Source organism: Pseudoduganella aquatica, assembly GCF_020865585.1.
In the GTDB taxonomy this organism is placed as follows: Bacteria; Pseudomonadota; Gammaproteobacteria; order Burkholderiales; family Burkholderiaceae_D; genus Rugamonas; species Rugamonas aquatica_A.
In genome coordinates, this window is sequence record NZ_CP086370.1 from 3,678,861 (window position 1) to 3,697,824 (window position 18,964).

Annotated in this window: 18 protein-coding genes; 12 read left to right on the plus strand and 6 right to left on the minus strand. The window is 66.0% G+C overall.

The window, feature by feature from the left end:
• Positions 1-3: 3 nt before the first annotated feature.
• From KT882_RS16365 to KT882_RS16375, 3 genes are all read left to right on the plus strand, one after another.
• Positions 4-1,167: a PepSY-associated TM helix domain-containing protein gene (locus KT882_RS16365; RefSeq protein WP_228892519.1), complete on the plus strand. Its 1,164-nt coding sequence runs from the start codon at positions 4-6 to the stop codon at positions 1,165-1,167.
• Positions 1,164-1,334 carry a hypothetical protein gene (locus tag KT882_RS16370; protein ID WP_187358727.1) on the plus strand — a complete coding sequence of 57 codons (171 nt, stop codon included), beginning with the start codon at positions 1,164-1,166 and terminating at the stop codon, positions 1,332-1,334. Before KT882_RS16365 ends, KT882_RS16370 begins: the two co-directional genes overlap by 4 nt.
• Positions 1,335-1,403: 69 nt before the next feature.
• The gene (locus KT882_RS16375) at positions 1,404-3,596 is read left to right on the plus strand and encodes a heavy metal translocating P-type ATPase (RefSeq protein WP_321170257.1); all 2,193 of its coding nucleotides are present in this window, start codon (positions 1,404-1,406) and stop codon (positions 3,594-3,596) included.
• Position 3,597: 1 nt separating this feature from the next.
• Here KT882_RS16375 and KT882_RS16380 read toward each other — a convergent pair whose 3' ends face one another.
• The 6 genes from KT882_RS16380 to KT882_RS16405 form a co-directional block, all read right to left on the minus strand.
• On the minus strand, positions 3,598-4,428 hold the full coding sequence (locus KT882_RS16380) for a peptidase (protein WP_228892520.1): 831 nt from the start codon (positions 4,426-4,428) through the stop codon (positions 3,598-3,600).
• A 73-nt stretch (positions 4,429-4,501) separates the two neighbouring features.
• Complete coding sequence (locus KT882_RS16385) at positions 4,502-5,305, minus strand: transglutaminase family protein (RefSeq protein ID WP_161072886.1); 804 nt, start codon at positions 5,303-5,305, stop codon at positions 4,502-4,504.
• A gap of 21 nt (positions 5,306-5,326) precedes the next feature.
• Positions 5,327-6,289, minus strand: coding sequence for an alpha-E domain-containing protein (locus KT882_RS16390; protein ID WP_161072887.1), 963 nt, complete (start codon positions 6,287-6,289; stop codon positions 5,327-5,329).
• Positions 6,283-7,710 (minus strand): circularly permuted type 2 ATP-grasp protein, encoded by a 1,428-nt coding sequence (locus KT882_RS16395; protein WP_161072888.1) that lies wholly within the window; start codon positions 7,708-7,710, stop codon positions 6,283-6,285. Before KT882_RS16395 ends, KT882_RS16390 begins: the two co-directional genes overlap by 7 nt.
• 97 nt (positions 7,711-7,807) lie before the next feature.
• A complete protein-coding gene (locus KT882_RS16400) occupies positions 7,808-9,277 on the minus strand; it encodes a right-handed parallel beta-helix repeat-containing protein (RefSeq protein WP_228892521.1) in 1,470 nt (489 codons plus the stop codon).
• 17 nt (positions 9,278-9,294) lie between these two features.
• Complete coding sequence (locus KT882_RS16405) at positions 9,295-10,005, minus strand: YdcF family protein (RefSeq protein WP_228892522.1); 711 nt, start codon at positions 10,003-10,005, stop codon at positions 9,295-9,297.
• Positions 10,006-10,213: 208 nt separating this feature from the next.
• Here KT882_RS16405 and KT882_RS16410 point away from each other — a divergent pair, with 208 nt between their 5' ends.
• From KT882_RS16410 to KT882_RS16445, 9 genes are all read left to right on the plus strand, one after another.
• Positions 10,214-12,520, plus strand: a complete 2,307-nt coding sequence (locus tag KT882_RS16410) for a PAS domain S-box protein (RefSeq protein WP_228892523.1) — start codon at positions 10,214-10,216, stop codon at positions 12,518-12,520.
• A gap of 81 nt (positions 12,521-12,601) precedes the next feature.
• Positions 12,602-13,363 (plus strand): aquaporin, encoded by a 762-nt coding sequence (locus KT882_RS16415; RefSeq protein ID WP_228892524.1) that lies wholly within the window; start codon positions 12,602-12,604, stop codon positions 13,361-13,363.
• A 23-nt stretch (positions 13,364-13,386) separates the two neighbouring features.
• Positions 13,387-13,818, plus strand: coding sequence for a hemerythrin domain-containing protein (locus KT882_RS16420; protein WP_161072892.1), 432 nt, complete (start codon positions 13,387-13,389; stop codon positions 13,816-13,818).
• 43 nt (positions 13,819-13,861) lie between these two features.
• Entirely contained in the window at positions 13,862-15,043 is a 1,182-nt protein-coding gene (hmpA, locus tag KT882_RS16425; RefSeq protein ID WP_161072893.1) for an NO-inducible flavohemoprotein, read from the plus strand.
• Between the two features lie 195 nt (positions 15,044-15,238).
• Positions 15,239-15,466 carry an FAD-dependent oxidoreductase gene (locus KT882_RS30900; protein WP_407682012.1) on the plus strand — a complete coding sequence of 76 codons (228 nt, stop codon included), beginning with the start codon at positions 15,239-15,241 and terminating at the stop codon, positions 15,464-15,466.
• Entirely contained in the window at positions 15,463-15,672 is a 210-nt protein-coding gene (locus KT882_RS30905) for a hypothetical protein (protein WP_407682013.1), read from the plus strand. Before KT882_RS30900 ends, KT882_RS30905 begins: the two co-directional genes overlap by 4 nt.
• Before the next feature lie 105 nt (positions 15,673-15,777).
• Positions 15,778-16,230: a MarR family winged helix-turn-helix transcriptional regulator gene (locus tag KT882_RS16435; protein WP_161072895.1), complete on the plus strand. Its 453-nt coding sequence runs from the start codon at positions 15,778-15,780 to the stop codon at positions 16,228-16,230.
• A 52-nt stretch (positions 16,231-16,282) separates the two neighbouring features.
• Positions 16,283-17,737 (plus strand): efflux transporter outer membrane subunit, encoded by a 1,455-nt coding sequence (locus KT882_RS16440; RefSeq protein WP_228892525.1) that lies wholly within the window; start codon positions 16,283-16,285, stop codon positions 17,735-17,737.
• 5 nt (positions 17,738-17,742) lie between these two features.
• Positions 17,743-18,963: an HlyD family secretion protein gene (locus tag KT882_RS16445; protein WP_228892526.1), complete on the plus strand. Its 1,221-nt coding sequence runs from the start codon at positions 17,743-17,745 to the stop codon at positions 18,961-18,963.
• Position 18,964 lies beyond the last annotated feature (1 nt).

Consider the following 18,964-nt stretch of genomic DNA (forward strand, 5'->3'; position numbering starts at 1 on the left):
GCAATGACACCCGCCACTACCCGCCGCTGGGCATGGATACACAAATGGAGCAGCCTGGTTTGCACCATCTTCATGCTGCTGCTTTGCCTGACCGGCCTGCCGCTGATTTACCATCATGAGATTGGCCACCTGCTGGGCAACGACGTGGAAGCGCCCGCCATGGCCCCCGGCACGCCCAAGGCGGACCTGGACCGGGTAATCGCGGCCGGCAAAGCGCTGTATCCGGGCAAGGTCATGATGTATATGTCCCAGGAAGCGGACGAGCCGAATATCTGGAACCTGACGATGGGCGACCATCCGAACGATCCCGAATACAAGCCCATCGCGGTGGACGCGCGCACGGCCAAGGTGCTGGCCCAGCCGAATTTCGAGGACTCCTTCGTCGGCGTGATGTTCCACCTGCACGTGGACTTGTACGCCGGCCTGTGGGGCAAGCTGTTCCTGGGCTTTATGGGGCTGCTGCTGGTGATCGCCATTGTGTCGGGCGTGGTGCTGTACGCGCCCTTCATGCGCAAGCTGGACTTCGGCACCGTGCGCCGCGACCGCGCGCCCCGCCTGAAATGGCTGGACCTGCACAATATGCTGGGCATCGTCACGCTGGTGTGGGCGCTGGTGGTGGGCGCCACCGGCATGATCAATACCTGGGCGGACCTGCTGCTGAAATACTGGCAGTACACCGAGATGGCGGAAATGGTGGCGCCTTACAAGGGCTTGCCGCCGCCGACCACGCTGGCATCCATGGAACAGTCCATGTCACGCGCGCTGGCCGCCGAGCCAGGCATGAAGATAGGCTTTGTCGCGTTCCCTGGCACGCCGTTCACCAGCGCGCACCACTACGGTATCTTCATGCGCGGTAACGAGGCGCTGACCTCGCGCCTGTACAAGCCGGTGCTGGTGGACGCGCAAACAGCGCAGATCACCGACCGCCGCGAGCTGCCGTGGTACCTGACGGCGCTGCTGATCTCGCAGCCGCTGCATTTCGGCGACTACGGCGGCGCATGGATGCAATTCCTGTGGGCCATGCTCGATATCGCGACCATTGTCGTGCTGGGCAGCGGGCTGTATCTGTGGCTTAAGCGCGGCAATACGGCCAGGGCGAGCGCGCAGTCCGCGCCGGCGGAGGAAGCACAAGAACTGGCGCTCGCCGGCGAGGGGGCGTCCAAATGAAGGGACCGTTCATGCGCATGTGGGGCGCGCCGATATTGTTCGGCGTGCTGACCACGATGGGGCTGGTCTCCGCGCTGGTGGGGGACGGCGTATGGGATTACCTGTCCGCCGCGGCGCTGGGCGCGCCCGTGGCCGCCTGCGCCTGGTACGGCCTGCGGCGCCGCTGACATTGCGCTTGACCTTCCCATCATGGGAAGGCCTACACTGGAGGCCAGATCAGGGTTAAGGACTTTATCATGGCAACACACTCCATCGACATTGAAGGCATGAGCTGCGCGTCCTGCGTGGGCCGGGTAGAAAAAGCAATCAGGAAAGTGGCGGGAGTGGACAGCGTCAGCGTCAACCTCGCAACCGAGCGCGCCAGCGTGGAGGCGGGCGAGGGCGTGGACGTGCAACTGCTGCTGGACGCTATCGAAGCTGCTGGATATCAAGCCACGCCGGAGGCCGCACCCGATGCCGCAGCTGACACCGCGCCCGATGCCGCCAAAGCGGACAAAATCGACCGCGACGGCGTGCGCGTCGGCATCGCCGCGCTGCTATCGCTGCCGCTGATCGTGCCCATGGCGGCGGAGCTGTTCGGCCTGCACTGGATGCTGCCGGGCTGGCTGCAACTGGCGCTTGCCGCGCCGGTCCAATTCTGGCTGGGCGCGCGCTTTTACATCGCGGGCTGGAAGGCGGCGCGGGCAGGGGAAGGCAATATGGATCTGCTGGTCGCCATCGGCACCAGCGCCGCCTTCGGCCTGAGCGTCTACCAGCTGCTCGCTTCCGGCAACGCCATGCCCCACCTGTATTTCGAGGCCGCATCGGTCGTCATCACCCTGGTTTTGCTCGGCAAATGGCTGGAGGCGCGCGCCAAGCGCCAGACCACCAACGCCATCCGCGCCCTGCAAGCGCTGCGGCCGGACGTGGCGCGCGTGCGCCGCAACGGCGTGGAGCAGGACATGCCCATCAGCGCGGTGCGCGTGGGCGACGTGGTCGTGGTCCGGCCCGGCGAGCGCGTGCCTGTCGACGGCACCGTCACCGAGGGCGCCAGCCATGTCAACGAATCCATGCTGACCGGCGAAAGCCTGCCGGTTGCCAAGCATCCCGGCGCCAGGGTGACCGGCGGCGCCATCAACGCCGAAGGGCTGCTGCTGGTGCGCACCGACGCGGTCGGTTCGGAAACTACGCTGTCGCGCATTATCCGCCTGGTGGAAAGCGCGCAGGCGGAAAAAGCGCCGGTGCAGCGGCTGGTGGACCGTGTCAGCAGCGTGTTCGTGCCCGTTGTGCTGGTCATCGCGGCGCTCACCTTTGCCGGCTGGTGGCTGGCGGGAGCTGAGGCGGGCACAGCGATCATCAATGCCGTCGCGGTGCTGGTCATTGCCTGCCCATGCGCCCTCGGGCTGGCCACGCCGGCGGCGATGATGGCCGGCACCGGCGCCGGTGCTCGGCACGGTATCCTGATCAAGGACGCGGAGGCGCTGGAAATCGCCCATCGCGTCAGCACGGTGGTGTTCGACAAGACGGGCACGCTGACGGTGGGCCAGCCTGTGGTCACCGGACTGGCGGCCGCCGCCGGCGTGGAGGACGAGAAAGCCTTGCTGCGCCTGGCCGCGTCGCTCCAGCAGGGCAGCGAGCATCCGCTGGCCGGCGCCGTCAAAGTGCTGGCCGCAGCGCGCGGCATGGCGCCCGCGCCGGCGACGGACTTGCAAGCCCTGCCGGGCCGTGGTCTGGCGGGAACTGTCGATGGACAGCCGCTGCTGCTGGGCAGCACGCGGCTGATGCAGGAGTCCGGCGTCGACCTGGCGCCGCTGCAAGACCGGGCGCAGGCACTGGAAGACGCGGGCAATACCGTTTCGTGGATAGCGGCTGCGGGCACGCCGCCGCGCCTGCTCGGCCTGCTCGGCTTTGGCGACGAGGTCAAGCCGCACGCCCGCGCCGCCGTGGACAAGCTGCATGCGCTCGGCATCAAGACCGTGCTGCTCACGGGCGACAATCAGGGCAGCGCGCAAGCGGTTGGCGGCGCGCTGGGCATCCAGCGGATTATTGCCAACGTGCTGCCGGGGGCGAAGGCGCAGGAAGTGGCGCGGCTGAAGGCGGCGGGCGAAACCGTGGCCATGGTCGGCGACGGCATCAACGACGCGCCCGCGCTCACGGCGGCGGACGTGGGCATCGCCATGTCCACCGGCACCGACGTCGCTATGCACGCGGCCGGCATTACACTGATGCGCGGCGAGCCCGCGCTGGTGGCGGACGCCATCGATATCTCGCGCCGTACCTACAGCAAAATCCGCCAGAACCTGTTCTGGGCGTTTATCTACAACCTGGTGGGGATACCGCTGGCGGCGGCTGGCCTGCTCAGCCCTGTGGTGGCGGGCGCGGCCATGGCATTCAGCTCAGTCAGCGTCATCAGCAACGCGCTGCTGCTGAAGCGCTGGCGGCCGCTGTAACTTACTGTTGCTTGTTGTCGAACTGCTGCGCAAACGATTGCGGCGCGGCGGGCGGCTGCGTGCCGGACGCCAGGCTTTCCGGCAGCGGCACCCGCACCGGCTTGCTCACCCGCGCCTGCGGCGAGCTGTCCCACACCGGCGCCGCGATGCCTTCGAAGATGGTCTTCAACTGCTGGCCCCAGGTGCTGCGTATCATCTGGAAGTATTCGTTGCGCTCGTCGATGGTCACAAAGCGCGTCACCGCCAGTGCATTGTTTTCGTAGACCAGCAAGTCCAGCGGCAGGCCCACCGACACATTGGAGCGCAGCGTGGAATCCATGGAAATCAGTGCGCACTTGGCGGCTTCGTCCAGCGCGGTTTCCGGCGTGACCACGCGGTCGATAATCGGCTTGCCGTACTTGGCCTCGCCAATCTGGAAATAGGTGTTCTCGTTGTGCGACTCAATGAAGTTGCCGGCCGAGTAGACCTGGAACAGGCGGCAGCGTTCGCCCTTGATCTGGCCGCCGAAAATCAGGCTCACATTGAAATCGATGCCGAATTCGGCCAGCGCCTTCGCGTCGCGCTCGTGCACCAGGCGCACCACTTCGCCCACCAGGCGGGCCGCCTCGTGCATATTGGGCGCGTTCCAGATGCTGTAGCCGGACGCGCCGACGTGCTCGGACAGCAGTTGCCGCACCGACTGGGAAATCGACAGATTCCCCGCCGTCATCAGCACCATCATGCGATCGCCCGGCAGCTCGAACACGTTCAGCTTGCGCGCCGTGCTGACCTGATCCACGCCCGCGTTGGTGCGCGAGTCCGACAAAAACACCAGGCCCGCATCCAGGCGCATTCCTACGCAATAAGTCATTTGATAACAATGTATTGGTTCAAGGAATCAATTTTATCATCAGCCCGCCGGCGTGCTATTGCGGCACAATCCTGACCTGGACCGACATGGTTTCGCCGCCGCCGCCGCGCCGCATGCCACGCACCGGGGCGGCCGCGTCATAGTCGCGGCCGATGGCCAGGCGGCAATAGCTGTCGTCCATCAGCCGCGCGTGGGTCACGTCGATGCTGATCCAGCCACTGTAGCCGCCATCCTCCACCCAGGCGTCCACCCAGGCGTGGCTGGCCGCGTGGCTGGTGTTGCCGGGGTCGATGTAGCCGGACACATAGCGCGCCGGTATGCCCCGCGCATGGCAGCAGGCCAGGAAGATGTGCGCATGGTCCTGGCAGACGCCGCTGCCTTGCGCCAGGGCCGAACCTGCCGTTGTGCTCACTTCCGTGGAGCCGGTGATATAGGTCACCGCACCAAAAATATGCTCGGCCAGCTGCATCAGCTGCCGCGTCTGCGCCTTGCCGTCCGGCAGGGCGGCCGCTGCCAGCTCCAGGATGCCGGGCGTGGCCGCCGTTAGCCGGGTCGGCACCGTGTAGATCAGCGGCGACAGCGTGTCGCCGTTGGGAATGCGGCCGCCGGGCGGCGTGGTGGTCTCCACCAGCCCCTGCGCGATAATGGCCAGTCCCGAGTGCGGCGCGTTAATGGTCAGCATGTGCGACAGGTTGCCGTAGGCGTCGGTATAGCCGTGGATCTGGCCCACCGTGCTCAAGTGCCAGTTCAGCACGTGCTGGTGCGCCTCGGCGCGCGGCGTCAGGTGCAGCTGCTGGATGGAATAAGCCTGCGGCGCCGTGTAGCTGTAGCTCGTCTCATGCCGTATCGATAGTTGCATAGTGTTCTTTCAGGCGTACGCTCAAGCGGCCAGCGGTACCAGGAAATCGCGGCTGATGCGGTTGCCCAGTTCGTATATGCGTTGCAGGAATTCGGTCAGCGTGTCGTGCAGTCCGGCTTGCAGGATGTCGTCGATGCGGGCGAATTGCAGTTCAGCGTGCAGCTTGCCCGCAAAACGCTCGGTATCCCGGGACAGGTCGTTGCGCACATGCTGCAGATTCTGCACCACTTCATCCATGCAGGCCAGCAGCGAGCGCGGCATGTCGGCGCGCAGCATCAGCAGTTCGGCCACGCGCGCCGGGGTGATGACGTCGCGGTAGACCTTGCGGTAGATTTCAAAACCGGATACCGAACGCAGCAGCGCGGCCCAGTAGTAGAAGTCGCGCTGGGTCTGTTCGCTTCCGGACTCGCCGCCCTCGCTTGCATCCCGCGCGCCGTGGAATTTCACGTCCAGGATGCGCGCCGTGTTGTCGGCCCGCTCCAGGAAGGTGCCCAGGCGGATGAAATGCACCGCGTCGTCGCGCAGCATGGTGCCCAGCGTGACGCCGCGCGACAAATGGGAGCGGTACTTCACCCACTCGAAGAACTGGCTGGGATCGTGGTCCAGCACGCCGTTGCCCAGGCGCTTGTTCAGGTCCAGCCAGGTCTGGTTCTGGATCTCCCACACCTCGGTCGTCAGCGTGCCGCGCACGGCGCGGGCGTTTTCGCGCGCTTCCTTCAGGCAGGCCGCGATGGAGGACGGGTTGGACGGGTCGCGCACCATGAAATCGATCACGCAGCGCGCATCCACCGTGTTGTGCTTGCGGTCATACGCGGCCTGCAGTTCGGAAATGCCGAGCATTGCGCGCCAGCCTTGGGCGGCGTCCTGCTCGGACAGCGGCAGCATGGAGGTCTGCACCGTTACGTCCAGCAGGCGGGCGGTGTTCTCGGCGCGCTCGGTGTAGCGGGCCATCCAGAACAAATGGTCGGCGGTGCGGCTCAGCATGGTTGATCCTTTTCCAGTATCCAGGTGTCTTTGGTGCCGCCGCCTTGCGACGAATTCACCACCAGCGAGCCTTCCTGCAAGGCTACGCGGGTCAGGCCGCCCGGCACCATGGAGATGGTTTTGCCGGACAGGACGAAAGGCCGCAGGTCGATATGGCGCGGCGCCACGCCGCTTTCCACGAACGTGGGGCAGTTCGACAGGGCCAGCGTGGGCTGGGCGATATAGCCGTCCGGCTTGGCGATCAGGCGGCGGCGGAAGTCCTCGATCTGCTCGCGCGTGGACGCCGGCCCCACCAGCATGCCGTAGCCGCCCGCGCCGTGCACTTCCTTCACCACCAGGTCGGACAGGTGGGCCAGCGTGTACTGCAGGTCCTCCTTTTTTCGGCACTGGTAGGTGGGCACGTTGTTGAGCACGGGCTCCTCGGACAGGTAGAAGCGGATCATGTCCGGCACGTAGGGGTAGATGGACTTGTCGTCCGCCACGCCGGTGCCGATGGCGTTGGCCAGCGTGACGCGCCCGGCGCGGTAGACCGACAGCAGGCCGGGCACGCCCAGCGAGGAATCGGGCCGGAAGGCGAGCGGGTCGAGGAAGTCGTCGTCCAGGCGGCGGTAGATCACGTCCACGCGCTTGGGGCCGTGCGTGGTGCGCATGTAGACCGAGTTGTCGGCCACGAACAAGTCCTTGCCCTCCACCAGCTCCACGCCCATCTGCTGCGCCAGGAAGGCGTGCTCGAAGTAGGCCGAGTTGTACATGCCGGGCGTCATCACCACCACGGTGGGGTCGTCCACGCCCATGGGGGCAACCGAGCGCAGATTGTCCAGCAGCAGGTCGGGATAGTGCTCCACCGGCGCCACCTTGTTGCGGGCGAATAGCTCGGGGAATAGCCGCATCATCATCTTGCGGTCTTCCAGCATGTAGGACACGCCGGACGGCACCCGCAGATTGTCCTCCAGCACGTAGAACTCGCCCTTGCCGGCCCGCACGATGTCCACCCCGGCGATATGGGCGTAGATGTCGGAAGCCACCGAAATCCCCTGCATCTCAGGCCGGTACTGGGCGTTGCGGTAGATCTGCTCGGCGGGAATAATGCCGGCCTTGATGATGTTCTGGCCGTGGTAGATGTCGTGGATAAACATGTTCAGCGCCTTGACGCGCTGAACCAGGCCGGTTTGCAGCTGGCTCCATTCGGCCGCCGGGATAATGCGCGGCACAATGTCGAAGGGAATCAGGCGCTCGGTGCCGGCGTCGTCGCCGTAGACAGCGAAAGTGATGCCGACGCGGCGGAACATCAAATCCGCTTCGGCGCGCTTGCGCTCTATGGTTTCGGGCGGCTGCTGGGCCAGCCAGCGGCAGAATTCGCGGTAGTGCTCGCGCACTTCCAATCCGCCGTCGGCATGCATTTCATTGAAGAAGGTAGGCATCTGCTTGTTCCGTGGCTGCGATAAACTTGTAGTAACAAGAAACGTGCCAGCATTACAAGCGCGGATGCGCCAGCGGTTGCACCGCTTTAGTGCAGCTTCAGCGCTTCAAACAGGCCGCGAAGTTCTCCACCGCACCGTAAGCGGGCTGCGCGGGACGGGACTTGCCGCACAGGTCCGCCGGGGCCGCGGCTGGCTCCGCCGCCGAAACACGGCGCGGGGCCTCGCCGGCCCAGGCCAGGTCCAGGCCCAGCGCGTCGCGGAACAGGGCGCGCTGCGGATGCGAACCCATGAACAGGCGGGTCAGGCCGGTTTCCAGGTTGTCTCCGGCATGGATAATGCCGCCCCGGTCGGCCCGCACGCGGCCGTCGATAATGTTGCCTTCCACCTGGGCGCTGCTTTCCGGGTAGCGCACCATCACGCCGGCCGTGTCGATCAGCGTGTTGTGCAGTACCTTGCTGGTGGCGGCGCGGTTCAAATAAATGCCTTCGTCGGAGCAGGAGGCGATCAGGTTGGACTGGATAACGCCGCCGTCCTGTTCGGTAATGCAGCGCTGGTCGCGGCAATAGGGCAGTCCGGTACCGCCGCCGCCCAGCGACAGGCCCACGCGCTGGCCGCTGTAGCCGCGCAGATTGTGCTCGCACAGCACCACGTTGCGTTCGAACAGATTGGCCGAGCCGGCGCCCTTGGCATAGGCGCCATAGCTGATGCCGTCGCCACCCTGTTTGATGAAATCGGAGATCAGATTGCCGCGTATGGCCCAGCGGCTGCCCGCCACCAGGTCGATGGGCGTCACCGGTTCGCTGGTCTTGCGCGCGGCGGTGTTGCTCAGCGTATTGCCTTCAATCACGCCGTCGTCGGGCGCGCTGCCGCCCTGGGCATTGATCTTGAAGTGCGCATTGAAATCGCTGATGGTGTTGTTGCGCGCCACAAAGCCATTGGCGCGGCCGGCAATGTGGAAGGCGTGCTGGCACTGCGCAGTATCGGTGCAGGCGCCGCGTATGGCCAGGTTTTCAAAGGCCCAGTAAGGCCCGCTGACCAGGAAGCCTTCGCTCAGCTTGAACTCGATATGGACCGTGCCCGGGCGCTCCGCGCGCACCGTGATGGGCCGCTCCTTCGATCCCGCCGCGCTTGCCGCGATGAAGTTCACCCCGCTGAAGCTGTAGGTGCCCGGCTGCAGCGTAATCACATCGCCCGCGCGGGCCTGCGCCATGGCCTGCACCAGCGCGCCGGGATTGGACACTGGCACCGCATTGCCGGACGGGGCGACTTGCGTGCCTGCGGCCTGTGCACCGGCGCTCCAGGCCGGCAGCGGCGGCGCGCTGGCGGCGCCGCCGTCCAGTCCGGCCAGCGTGGCGGCAAGCTTGCGGCCCAGGCCTTCCACAATATTGTTGTGGCCGCTTGCGCGGCGCTCCACATACGGCCCCACCTGGCGCGGCGCCATGCCCACCTGGTTGACGGCGTAGAAGGCGGCAGCGGCGCCCACGCCCAGTCCGAGCAGGGCGACTATGGCCAGCGGCAACAGGCGGCTGGAGGATTTACGGGACGATGAACGTTTAGTGCGGGACATAAAATTCCGATAGAGGGTTATTCTTTAATGCGGTACCACGCCAGGCCTATCCATTCATAGACGGCGTAATAGGACGATGCCAGCGCGTCCGCGCTCGGCAGGAAGGAGGACGCCGACAGCGGCCCCCAGGCACGGAATACGGTGGGCGCGGCCACCACTTGCAGGCCGGCGCGTTCGAAAACGCGCCGAGCGCGCGGCATGTGCATGGCGTCGGTCACCAGCAGCACGGTGCGCACGCCGGCCGGTTTCAGCAGCCGGGCCGACAGTTCGGCGTTCTCCGCCGTGGTGGCGGAAGCGGACTCCACCCATTGCACCGGCGTGCGGAAATCCTCGCGCAGCGCGCGCGCCATGGCCTCGGCCTTGGGCGGCACGCCACGTTCTGGAATCGCGTTGCCTCCCGTGACCAGCAGCGGCAGGCCGCTACTGTGCTGCAAGTGGGCGCCGTAGCGCAGGCGCGCCAGCGCAATGCTGTCCGGACTGTTGCCGCCGTATTCGGGCGCATGCTCCATATTGCCGGCGGCCAGCACCACCACCGCCTGCGCCTGCTTCTCTGCCCCGGCCGCCAGCGGCGCGGTCAGGTTTTCCAGCGGGCGCACCAGCAGGCGCGCGCCCGCGTCCGTGCTCAGCACCACCAGTGCGGCAAGTCCGCCGCCCCACAATGCGCGGCCGGTGCGCGGCCAGCGGCGGCGCAGCAGCCAGCCCGCCAGCATGGCGAGAAACAGGCTCATCGGCGGCAGCAGGACTACGTGGGCGAATTGCGAAATGGTAAAAGGTACAAGCATCTTGGCATTGGAGCAATTGCGCCGCCGAAAGTCAAGGATTGCCGGCGCAGAGCGGCATCGCTACCAAAATGGTAGTGAAATGACATGTCACAATGCTTGTGCCACCGAGCGTCCAGTCCTATACTCAGGGCCACTTCTTGCTTCGGGACGTGTGATGACAACCGATTTCGATCAGCTGGTGTTGGACAAGGCGCCCGGCGGCGTGATCGTTACCGACCGCCACGGCAAGGTGGCGCACTGGACCGGCGGGGCGGAGCAACTATTTGGCTACACGGCCAACGAGGCCATAGGGCGCTATATCTATGAGCTGACCGGCGAGAGCACCGCAGACTGGCAGGCCTTCCTGGCCGAACTGGCCAGGAACGGCGGCGCCTATGACTACGAGGGTCTGCGCCGCCAGAAAAGCGGTGCACCTATCTTCGTCAACGTGGCCAGCAAGATCGTGCAGGATGGCCCCGAGCGCAAGGAGTTCATCCTCCTTTCCAAAAACGACATCACGCGCCAGAAAGCCTTGCGCGACGCCAAGCATGTGGAGGCAAAATACCGCGACGTGCTTGAGTCCACGCCGGACGGCATCGTCATGGCCAACTCCACCGGCCTGATCGTGCTGGCCAACACCCAGGCCGAGCGGCTGTTCGGTTATGAACCGGGCGAGCTCAAGGGACAGCCCATCGAAGTGCTGCTCCCGGAGCGCTACCGCAACGGCCATATCAGCCACCGCAGCAACTACTTCGTGCAGCCGCGCTCGCGCACCATGGGCGCCGGGCTGGAGCTGTATGGGCTGCGCAAGGATAAGGTGGAGTTTCCCGTCGAGATCAGCCTGAGCCCTATCACCACCGAGGAAGGCAAGCTGGTGATGAGCGCCATCCGCGACATCAGCGAGCGCCGCAAGGCCGAGCAGAAGTTCCGGGGTCTGCTGGAGTCGGCGCCGGACGCCATCGTCATTGTCAACCGCCAGGGCGACATCGTGCTGGTCAACTCGCAGGCCGAGCAGCTGTTCGGCTACGAGCGGCGCGAGCTGCTGGGCAAGCGCATGGAAGTCCTGATCCCGCAGCGCTTTGCCGCCGGCCACCCGGAACAGCGCAGCAGCTTCTTCCACGCGCCGCGTCCGCGCGCCATGGGCGCCGGGCTGGAACTGTACGGCTTGCGGCGCGACGGCACGGAATTCCCCGTCGAAATCAGCCTCAGCCCGCTGGAAACCGAGGGCGAGATCCTGGTCTCGAGCGCGATCCGCGACATTACCGAGCGCAAGCGCATCGAACGCGCCTTGCAGCAGCAGAAGCTGGAGCTGGAGCGGGCCAACAAGGCCAAGGACCTGTTCCTGGCCAGCATGTCGCACGAGCTGCGCACGCCGCTCAACGCCATCCTCGGCTTTGCCCAGCTGCTCAATAACGAGAAGCTGCCCGTCACCGAGCTGCAGCGCAAGACTTTCATGGGACATATTCTGAAGGCCGGTGAGCATTTGCTGACGCTGATTAACGAGATCCTCGACCTGGCCAAGATCGAATCCGGTACGGTGATGCTCTCGATCGAACCGGTGGGCCTGGCCGAACTGCTGCAGGAGGCTCACCGCATGGTGGACGTGGCGGCCGACAAGCGCGGCGTGCGCGTTATCGTGGCGCCTTCGGTGGACATGTATGTGAAAGCCGACCGCACGCGGCTCAAGCAGATCGTGCTCAATTTGCTGTCCAACGCTATCAAATACAACCGCGAATACGGCGCTGTCGTGGTCGATTGCGCGGAAGCCGGCGTGGACAAAATCCGCGTGTCGGTGCAGGATACCGGCCCCGGCCTCAAGCCCGAGCAGCTTGATGCCTTGTTCCAGCCCTTCAACCGGCTGGGCCAGGAAGGCGGCACGGAGGAGGGCAGCGGTATCGGCCTGGTGGTGACCAAGCGGCTGGTGGAGCTGATGGGCGGCGCCATCGGCGTGCAGAGCACCCCGGGAGCGGGCAGCATGTTCTGGGTCGAGCTGCCGGCGACGGCGGCGCCGGAAAGCGCCCGCGCCGCCATTGCCGCAGCGGCCATGCCTGCGGCCGAGCAGCCGACCCAGCAGCGCGGCGGCTTGCCGCTGCTGCTGTATGTGGAAGACAACCCAACCAATCTGCGCCTGGTGGAAGATGTGCTCAGTTTCCGCAGCGACCTGCGGCTGATCACGTGCACGGATGGCGTGCAAGGCTTGGACATGGCACGCCGCCAGCTTCCGGACATCTTACTGCTGGACATGAATCTGCCCGGCCTGAGCGGCCGCGAAATCCAGCGCCAACTGCGCGAGGACCCGGCCACGGCGTCCATCCCGGTCCTGGCCATCTCCGCCAACGCCATGCGCAAGGACATCGACGCCGCGCTGGACGCGGGCTTCTTCCGCTACTTCACCAAGCCCATCGACATCAACGCCCTGCAAGACGGGCTCGACGCCGCACTGGCCATTGTGCGCAGCAACGGCAAGGCCTCGGCGCTATAGCAGCTATCGCCGCGCGCAGACCTCGTCCCGGCCAGCCCTCCGTACATTGGAGGGTTGTTCGTTCGATGAGGGAGAAGTGTAATGATGGTGGTAACAATCAAGCACCCGGTAGCAGCGGCCGGCGCAGGGCGGGGCGCGCTCATCGCCAGGCGCCTGGCCGCCGAATTCGCCGGCACGGCCTTGCTGCTGGCAATTTCCTGCGGCGCCGGTTTTGCGGCGGCGCGGTTGGCAGGCGCCGACGCCGCATGGGCGCCGGCAATAGCATCGGCGATATCGAGCACGGGCCTGGCGTTGCTGATACTGCTCTTCGGCCCTGTCTCCGGCGGCTTGTTCAACCCCTTGCTGGCCTTGAGCCAAGCCTGGCGCGGCAGCCTGGAACCGGAACTGGCTTTGCCCTACGCCGCAGCGCAGGGCGCCGGCGCCATGCTGGGCGCGGCCTGCGCGCACGCCATCTTCGGCATGCCCTGGCTGGTGGCCGCCAGCCAGGGCCACAGCGGCGCGGCGTCCTTGCTGGGCGAATTTGCCGCCACATTCGGCCTGCTGGCCGTCTTCATCAACTGCGGACGCTGCCGTCCCGCAGTCGCGGCGTGTGCCGTGGCGGCCTACGTCATGGCGGCCTGCAGCTGGAGCCCCTCGATCGCACACATGAACCCGGCCATGACGCTTGCGCGCACCCTGGGCAGCGGCGGCCTGCGCCTGGCCGATGCCCCAGCCTGCATCCTTGCGCAAATCGCGGGGGCGGCCGCCGCCACCATGCTGTTCCGCCGAAAACCAGCGCTCCAAATTAAAGATGTAGATAGATTGCATGTTTATGGAAAACCGGCTATAGTTCAGTCACATTGATAGCGAAATCCGGAGCGAAAGCCATGAACATCGACAAATTCAAGCACCAGCACGAGGACATTCTCGCCGACATCGACGCCTTGCGCCAACTGGTCCACGGCGGCATCGAAGCGAACGCCGAACGCATTGCGGCGCGCATTATCGGCATGAGCGGCAACATCAAGCTGCATCTGTCTGTGGAAGACAAGGTGCTGTACCCCACGCTGCGCGCCAGCGGCGACGCCGCCATTGCCCGCATGAGCAATCTGTACCAGTTCGAGATGAACGGCATTGTGGCTGCCTACATGGCTTTCGCCACTACCTGGAACTCGGCCGCCCATCTGCTGGCCGAGCCGGAAAAATTCCGCGCCCAGGCCAACGCGGTGCTGCGCCGCGTCTACGACCGCATGAAGAAGGAAGACCACGAATTTTATCCGGCCGTGGAAGCGCTCGAAGCAGAGCGCCTGGCCGCCTGACTCCCCAACTCACCTGATCAACCACTAGCAAAGGCAAACCAATATGTTGACCCCAGAACACAGCGCCATCATCACCGCCACCGTGCCCATCCTGAAAACCGGCGGCGAGACGCTGACGCGCCACTTCTACCTGAAGCTGTTCAACGATTTCCCGGAAGTGATTCCGTTCTTCAACCAGGCCAACCAGCACGGCGGCACCCAACAGCGCGCCCTGGCCAACTCCATCCTGATGTACGCGGCCAATATCGACCGCCTGCAGGAACTCGGCCCGCTGGTGAACACCATCATCAACAAGCACGCTTCGCTGCAAATCCTGCCCGAGCACTATCCGAAAGTCGGCGCAGCGCTGCTGGGCTCCATCCGTGAAGTGCTGGGCGCGGAAGTGGCCACCGACGCGGTGATCGACGCCTGGGCCTCGGCCTACGGCCAGCTGGTGGAAATCCTGACCGGCGCCGAAGAGCAGATCTACGCCGCGAACGAGCAGGCCGAAGGCGGCTGGCGCGGCGCGCGTGAATTCAAGGTGGCGGCCAAGACCGTGGAAAGCGACGAGATCACGTCCTTCGTGTTCGCCCCGGCGGACGGCGGCAAAGTGGTGTCCTTCCTGCCGGGCCAGTACATCGGCCTGCTGGTGACGGTGGACGGCACGGAAATGCGCCGCCAGTACTCGCTGTCGGCCGAAAGCAACGGCGCCACCTACCGCATCAGCGTCAAGCGCGAGCCGAACGGCAAGGTCTCGAACCACCTGCACGGCGCCGTCAACGTGGGCGACAGCGTGACCCTGTTCCCGCCGTCGGGCGCCTTCACCCTGGCCGAGAGCGACAAGCCGCTGGTGCTGATCAGCGGCGGCGTGGGCATCACCCCGACGCTGGCCATGCTGGGCGCGGCGCTGCGCACCCGCCGTCCGGTGCACTTCATCCACGCGGCGCGCCACGCCGGCGTGCATGCTTTCCGCAGCCATATCGACGAACTGGCCGAGAAGCACCCGCAGCTGAGCCGCTACTATGTGTACGAGCAGGACCACGGCAGCGACGTCAAGGCGCACGCCACCGGCTACATCGGCAAGGAGCACCTGGCGGACTGGCTGCCGGAATCGCGCGACGTGGAAGCCTACTTCCTCGGCCCGACGCCCTTCATGAAGGCCATGAAGACGCACCTGCGCGAACTGGGTGTGCCGGAAGCGCAGACCTACTACGAGTTCTTCGGCCCGGCCGAAGCGCTGCAGTAATCCGGCGGCTCGCTACGAGCCCCGGCCCGGGCGGCGGCTTGCCGTCCGGCTGCCGAGCCACTGTATCGTCGCCGCCCCGTAACCGGGCGGCGTTTTTGTTTCCACGCGGCGCGCGAGGTCGGCCAGCGTGTGCTGCGCCAGCACGGCGCATCGGCCCGGAACTGGGCGCGGGTCCGCGTCCCGTGATTGAATGAAATGAAGGTCACACGCCTGCTCAGCTCCGGCGTGGAGCTGGCGGACGGCAGCCGCATTGCCGCAGGAACGGTAATCTGGACCGGCGGCATGCGCGCCAGCGCGTTGACCGAGCAGGTGTCGGGGCAGCGCGATCCGCTCGGCCGCCTGCACGTCGCGCTCGACCTGAGCGTGACCGGCGCAGCCCACGTCTACGCCGCAGGCGACGTAACCCTGGCAATCACGCCATGATGGCCTGCCAGCACGCCATCGACATGGGGCGCTACGCGGGCCACAACGTCGCGGCGGATCTGCTGGGCCTGCCAACCATGCCGTACCAGCAGCCGTTCTACGTGACCTGCCTGGACCTGGGCGGCGCAGGGGCGGTGTACACCGAAGGCTGGCATCGCGAAGTGAAGCTGACCGGCGCCGACCCGGCGCGCTCCGTCGTCGCCTGATTGGCCTCCTGTAAGCTGAGTTGATTGGCCGCTTGCGTCTGGCGAAAGTTCTCGTATAATACAGTTACTTGCCTAGGCAGGTAATTTCAAACAGGAGCAAGCGGCATGAAATTCGACACATCCAAAGCCTGGAACCAGATGTTTAGCGGTGGCCTCGGCTTTTTGCTGACCCAGGCGCGCAGCGGCTTTCTGGCCGATATGGAGCGCGAGCTGGCGCCGCTGAACATCACATCGGCGCAGTTCATGGTGGTGGTGGGCATTGCCCACGAGCGCGCCAGCACGCTGACGGAGTTTTGCGATTTCATGGGCTACGACAGCGGCGCCATGAAGCGCCTGCTGGACCGGGTGGAGGAGAAGGGCGTTATCCGCCGCGTGCGTTCGCTGGAGGACCGCCGCAGCCAGATCCTCGAACTGACCGAGGAGGGCGTTGCCCTGTATCCGCAGATTATGGAGGCGGTGCGCAAGGTGCACGCCCGCTCGCTGGAGGGTTTTACGCCGGAAGAGGCGACCCAGCTGCAAGGTTTTTTGCAAAGAATTATCGCCTCTAACCGCCGTTGAAATTTTTTTACGGATTTGCCTGCCTAGGCAAGTACTTTTCAAGGATGCCAAGATGAACACTCTACGTATGCCGGAACTGGTCGCAGCGGCCACGCTGGCACTGCTGGCGGGATGCGCCAGCGACGGCGGCCTGAAACCGCAGGCGCGGCTGCACGAGGCGAACCAGCTCAAGGCCGCCGCCACGCTGGCGCCCATGCCTGTTTCGCTGTCACCGGCAGCCTGGCCCGCTTATGACTGGTGGCAGCGCTACGGTGACGAACAGCTGAACCGCCTGGTGGACGAAGCGCTGGCCTCCAGCCCCACCATGCGCATGGCCGACGCGCGGGTGCGGCAAGCCGCAGCCGCGGCCGGCATCGCGGAGGCGTCGCTGTCGCCGCAAGTGGGCGGCGCTGCGCGCAGCAACCGCGTGCAGTTCAGCGAAAACAGCAATGTGCCCAAGCCGCTTGCCGGATCGTGGAAGTGGAGCAACGAGGCCACGCTGAATTTTTCCTATGAACTGGACTTCTGGGGCAAGAACCAGTCCGCCGTGGACGCGGCGCTGGGCCGGCAGAAAGCCGCCGAAGTGGAAAACGAGGCGGCGCGCCTGCTGCTCACGGTGGGCGTAACGCAAACCTACCTGAAGCTGTCGCAGCTCTACGCCCAGCGCGACCTGGCCGAAGCGGTGCTGAAACAGCGCCAGCACGTGCTGGAACTGACGCGCCAGCGCGTGGCGGCCAAGCTGGACTCGCAGGCCGAGCTGAAACAGGCCGAACTGGCCATCCCCGTTGCCCGCACCGACATCGCCGTGGCCGACGAAGCACTGGCCCTGGTGCGCGCGCAAATGGCGGCGCTGCTGGGCGCTGGGCCGGACCGTGGCCTGGCCATTGCACGTCCGCAGTTGCTGAAGATGCGTCCGGCCGCCGTGCCCAGCACGCTGCCGAGTGAACTTATTGCGCGCCGCCCGGACGTGGTGGCGCAGCGCTGGCGGGTGGAAGCCCTGGGCAGCGACATCGCCGTGGCAGAGGCGCAGTTTTACCCCACGATCAACCTGAACGCGCTGGTGGGGCTGCAAAGCCTGGGCTTCAGCGCCTTGCTGCAAGGCGGGAGCAGCATCGCCAGCGCGGGCGCGGGCTTGAGCCTGCCCATTTTCGACGGCGGCCGCCTGCGCGGCAATCTCGCGCTGCGCAACGCGGACTACGACCTGGCGGTGGAAGCCTATAACCAGACCCTGGCCGACGCGCTGCGCGACGTGGTCAGCCAGCTGGTGTCCATCCAGTGGCTGGGCGAGCGCAACGCCCTGCAGGCCGAGGCGCTCGCCACGGCGCAGCAGGCCTACGACTTGTCGGTGCAGCGCTACGGCGCGGGCGTCGGCAATTATCTGCAGGTGCTGGCGGCGCAAATCCAGGTGCTGGCGCAGCAGCGCGCGCAGATTGAACTCGACACGCGCGCCTTCGACCTCGACATGCAACTGGCGCGCGCCCTTGGCGGCGGCTACCGCCAGGACTCCATTCCTCTGACTTCGCGGTGATCATCATGACCCAAGCAACTCCCCCAGCGCAAACCGCTCCGGCTCCGGCCAAGCGCGCAACCTTCACCAATATCGCCGCAGCCGCGCTGCTGGCCGGTTCCGCTGGCGCCGCATGGCTGATGCTGGCGCCAAACGGCCATCAGGTGACCGAGGACGCCTACGTAGAAGGCAACGTGGTGCAGGTAACACCGCAGTTGTCCGGCAGCGTGACCGAGATCGGCGCCGACAATACCGACTATGTGCAGGCCGGCCAGGTGCTGGTGCAGCTGAACGAAGTGGACGCCAAGCTTGCGCTGGAACGCGCCGAAGCGCAGCTGTCCAAGGCCGTGCGGCAGGTGCGGGCGCAGTTCGCCAACGCCAGCCAGGGCCGCGCCAACGTCACGCTGCGCGCGGCGGACCTGGCGCGCGCCACCGCCGACCTGGCCCGGCGCAAAGCGCTTGCGCACAGCGGCGCCGTATCCGGCGAGGACATAGAACACGCTGAAGACGCCGTGAAGACGGCGCGCGCCGCCCTGACGGTGGCCGAGCAGCAGCTTGCCGGCACCAGCGCGCTGGTGGACCAGACCAGCATCTCTAATCATCCGGACGTGCAGGCCGCAAGCTCCCAGCTGCGCGACGCCTACGTCGCCTCGGCCCGCACCACGCTGCGCGCACCGGTCAGCGGGCTGGTGGCCAAGCGCAATGTGCAGCTCGGCCAGCGCGTGGCGCCGGGCGCGGCGCTGATGTCCATCGTGCCGCCGGAGCAGATGTGGGTGAACGCCAATTTCAAGGAATCGCAGCTGCGCGATATCCGGATAGGCCAGCCGGTGGTGCTGAGCGCGGACGTGTACGGCAAGGAGGTGCGCTACACGGGCCGCGTCATCGGCCAGGACGCGGGGACCGGCAATGCCTTCTCGCTGCTGCCGGCACAGAACGCCACGGGCAACTGGATCAAGGTGGTGCAGCGCGTGCCCATCCGCATTGCGCTCGATCCGAAAGAACTGGCCGCGCACCCGCTTAAACTGGGCCTGTCCATGCATGTGTCGGTGGATACGGCGGACCACAGCGGCGCGGTAGCCACCAGCACGGCCACCCGCCGCGCGGCCTACAAGACCGGCGTATTCGAGCACGAGCTGGAACAGGCGGACCAACTGGTTCAGCGCATTATCGCCGCCAATGCGGGCGGCGCGGTGCCGCCTGCAGCCCGCCCAGCCGCACGTCCTGCAGCATTGGCACTGGTGGACTGAC